Origin of the sequence: Anaerosporobacter sp., from assembly GCF_031551385.1 — a bacterium.
Classification (GTDB): domain Bacteria; phylum Bacillota; class Clostridia; order Lachnospirales; family Lachnospiraceae; genus Anaerosporobacter.
This window is the reverse complement of record NZ_JAVBNS010000202.1, coordinates 1-4,085: the sequence shown is the minus strand read 5'-3', so window position 1 is coordinate 4,085 and position 4,085 is coordinate 1. Positions and strand designations below refer to the sequence as shown.

Sequence of the window (4,085 nt, the reverse complement as noted above, 5' to 3'; positions counted from 1 at the left end):
CTTTGTCCCATTCCTTGATTTCAAATGCATCTTGAAATAGAATAATATTAGAAGTCTCTGGCAATAACTCTTTCAGTGCAGGTGATAGCAACCAGGAATCACAGATGTAGTTGCATTCTTTGTATTCTGGATAATATTTGTTTATGAAATTCTGGCTTTCTACATAGGATTCTCTACATGTTGCGATGGACAATTTTGCATCGGAAGGTATATGTATACTAACTACCTTTTCTCCTTTTTCATATGTCAATTCATACTCTAACACGCCAATTCGAAATAATAACATACCAATCTGTCTTGCTACCCACCAATCACGGTCAAAACCATACATGCCATAGCTAACTTTATGCTCTTCTATAAATCTTGGAAAACATCCCATTGTGTCTACAAATATCTGCTCTGGCATTCCTAATTCTTTATATTGCTCATATGTCTTTTCCAAACATCGCATCATACAAGCTAATATTTTAATTCCATTCTTATCTTCTCCAAGCACTTCTTTTAATCTAAGTCTTGCATCGTCTGCTGTCTCATATTCTAGCAACTGTTCCATTTCTGTTTTCACACTATCATATGCAAATGTAGTATCAAATACTATTACGTTCTCTATAACTTCTTGCTGTAAACCAATTTTTTCGCATATTTTAATAATCGAATCCATCTTTAGCACCCATGCATATCACAACTTTACTTGTGATATCGCCAAAATATCTATGTTTGAAAGAAGTTTTTGGCTACATGTTCTCCTTCTCATTTACTCTCTTTCCGTATAGTAATTATAGCATCTATCTGACGCATTTACAATTCATATTCCATAATGAATCTACCCTTTTTTACATATGGGCAGAATTTATTTTGCAAGATTCATTTTACAAACTTGCAAAATCGAAATATATTTATTTTTATTTTAAAGCTTGACTTTGCTATTGTTTACGTGTATATTAATCTGCAATACGCTATTTGCAAATCAACTAAAATGAAATATTAACACTATCTTAATTCATTTCATGTTAAGCTAGTCATAATGAATATATCCAACAAGGAGGGTTTATATGAATCAATTATTACAAAAATTTGATTTTTCTGAAGAATTACAAGATGTATTATCAAACTGCGCAGGTGTACATACACCTACTACAAAATCCGAACTTTTTAAATTAGTTTTTGGTTCAGAAGAAACGATGGTTCATGATGTTATCTATTCCTTACCGGAAAAAGGCAACTATAAAGAAGCTAATGTTGTTCGTTGTCGAAATGGTGCTGTTGTTAATTATATGGAAGATTATATGCGTCGTCGTGACCCTAACTGTATGGTTATTGCCGATCATAAGCCAACAGACAAACCAAGATATCGTGATGAATATGGCATGGAGTTTGATCCTGTTCGTAAAGAAACACTTGAATGGTTAAAAACACAAGAACTTATTGCAATTCCATTTAGTGCTGGTGGTAATGTTTATGGATATGGTTCTTTCTTAATTTGCCCTTTAAATGCTGCTTTCTTCGCATATGGTGTCGCATTACTACAAGGATTTATTAACGCAGAAGAATCTGCTGGTTTTCGTCCACGCTCTGTTATCTATGTAGCTCCACCTTTTCGCCACACACATTTTGGGGGACAGCAAGTTTGTGTTCACAATCGCCTTGATGATTGCCATGAAATTTTTTCTTACAATTTATATCCAGGCCCATCGGCAAAGAAAGGTGTTTACAGCGTATTACTTGATATTGGAGAAAGTGAAGGTTGGGTTACTGCACATGCCTCTTGCGCTAAAGTTGTAACTCCATATGAGAATGAAACCGTTATTATGCATGAAGGTGCTTCTGGCGGTGGAAAGAGCGAATTACTTGAAGAGGTTAAGAAATCGTCTGACGGTCGTGTTCTTTTAGGAATACATACAATCTCTGGTGAAAAGAATTATATTAATATGGGGGATACTTGTACAATCAAACCCGTAACAGATGATATGGCAATCTGTCATCCAAGCTTCCAAAATCAAAGCGGAAAACTATGCTTAACAGATGGTGAAGATGGTTGGTTCCTACGTGTTGATGGTATTAAGGAATATGGCTCTAGTCCTGAACACGAGAAGTTATCCATTCACCCGGATGAACCACTACTTTTCTTTAATTTACAAGGAACTCCTGGGTCTACATGCCTTCCTTGGGAACATACACTTGATTCTGACGGACAGCCTTGTCCAAACCCTCGTGTAATTATCCCAAGAAAGAATATTGAAAATATCGTTCATGAGCCTGTTGAAGTTTCTGTAAGAAGTTTTGGTGTTCGTATGCCACCTTCAACAGCAGAGAATCCAAACTATGGAATTATGGGTATGTTTCATGTAATACCACCTGCACTTGCTTGGTTATGGAGACTTGTTTCACCACGTGGACATAATAATCCAAGTATCGTTGATTCAAAAGGTATGATTAGTGAAGGTGTTGGTTCTTACTGGCCATTTGCTACTGGTGAACGTGTGAAACAAGCCAATCTTTTGCTTGATCAAATTATGGCTTCACCAAACACAAAGTACATCCTAATTCCAAACCAACATATCGGTGTATACGAAGTTGGTTTTGCCCCTGAAAATATTGTTGTTGAATATCTTGCACGTCGTGGTGGTATTAACTTCAAGATGGATCGTCTAGTAGAATCACGTTGTCCCTTACTTGGATATGCACTAAAAGAAATGAAAGTAGATGGCCAATATATTCGTTCCAAATTCCTTCGTTGTGAGAAACAAGACTTACTTGGTATTGAAGGTTATGATAAAGGTGCTACTATCCTTACGAATTTCTTTGCTCGTGAATTAGAAAAATTCGATACAGAAGACTTACAACCATTAGGAAGAGAAATCATTCAGTGCTTTAGAAACGGTGGAACTGTCGAAGATTACTGTAGTATAACTCCGTTAGGTCTTTATTAATTTACAAGCCAAAAGAAATTACTGACTTAAACACAAAAATTGCATAAAAATAACAGGTGTAACGTTTATAGCACGTTACACCTGTTATTCCTATAATGCTTTTAATTTTGATTCGTGTAGATATATCTATCTTTTAATTCTTGTTTTGCTTGAATGTAACTAAATCTAATATTTAATTTAACACGCTCAACAAGTTCTCTACTTCTACTTGTGTCGCTTTCGCAAAGAAAGAATCATATCGGAAGAAGAAGTATCCATCCACTTCCCCTGTACTACGTCCATATTCTATCATACGTTGTAGTACATCATCGTTTTCTTCCCATTCGGTTTCCAAATTCGAACCAGCCCGAAAAGTTGGAATTCCTATGTACATATTACCAGTCGAACTTTTTCGTAATGACAACCAGTAATCGGTTGCCTTGTCGAAAGCTGTTGCAAACCCCGTAGCTTTATCTACGAGTTCATGCTCAAATGACCAATATAATTGAGGGCATATATAATCAATATACTTGTCAGAAGCCATCCATGTCTTCACATCTACATAATTACCTTGAGTAAGATATAGATTCACTGGATTTCCTGCTGGACTTATTCCGAATATAACATTAGAATTAATATCTTTAATTGCAGCATATACCTTCTTCACTAACGTATTAACATTATTTCTTCTCCAAACATCAATTGCATTCGGCTTCTTTCCATCGTCAATACATTTTGTAACATACTCATTGTATTCCACATTATCAAATGTTGTTTTGTATTTCGAACCAAGGTTTGGATAGAAATAATCATCAAAATGAATTCCATCTACATCATAATTTGTAACAATTTCTTTTACTCCATTAACAATTAACTTTTGAGCCGCTGCTGATGCAGGATTATAATAGATATTTGGTTTTTTCTGTCCACTTGTATCAAACTCTAATATGTTGCGATCATTTGTTGTATCATCGTCATCATGCCATATTCTTGCATAGTTATCTTCTGCTAAAGCAGAGTAATCTGTTGATTGAAGAGTTACACGATATGGGTTTATCCATGCATGGAATTCCAAGCCTCTCTTATGTGCTGCATCAACCATATACGCTAATGGATCATATCCTGGATTTTTCCCTTGTGTACCTGATACATACTTAGACCAAGGAAAATATTTTG

General features: G+C 35.4%; 3 protein-coding genes. 1 reads left to right on the top strand and 2 read right to left on the bottom strand.

Features of this window, described 5'->3' with window-relative positions; all coding sequences use genetic code 11:
- Positions 1-661, bottom strand: a 661-nt coding sequence (locus RMR19_RS15925) for an acyltransferase domain-containing protein (RefSeq protein WP_310604489.1), incomplete at its 3' end; no start/stop codon positions are given.
- A gap of 391 nt (positions 662-1,052) precedes the next feature.
- Here RMR19_RS15925 and RMR19_RS15920 point away from each other — a divergent pair.
- A complete protein-coding gene (locus RMR19_RS15920) occupies positions 1,053-2,930 on the top strand; it encodes a DUF4914 family protein (protein WP_310604488.1) in 1,878 nt (625 codons plus the stop codon).
- Positions 2,931-3,102: 172 nt separating this feature from the next.
- Here RMR19_RS15920 and RMR19_RS15915 read toward each other — a convergent pair.
- Positions 3,103-4,085: glycoside hydrolase family 10 protein (locus RMR19_RS15915; RefSeq protein WP_310604487.1), on the bottom strand; the 983-nt coding region annotated here is incomplete at its 5' end.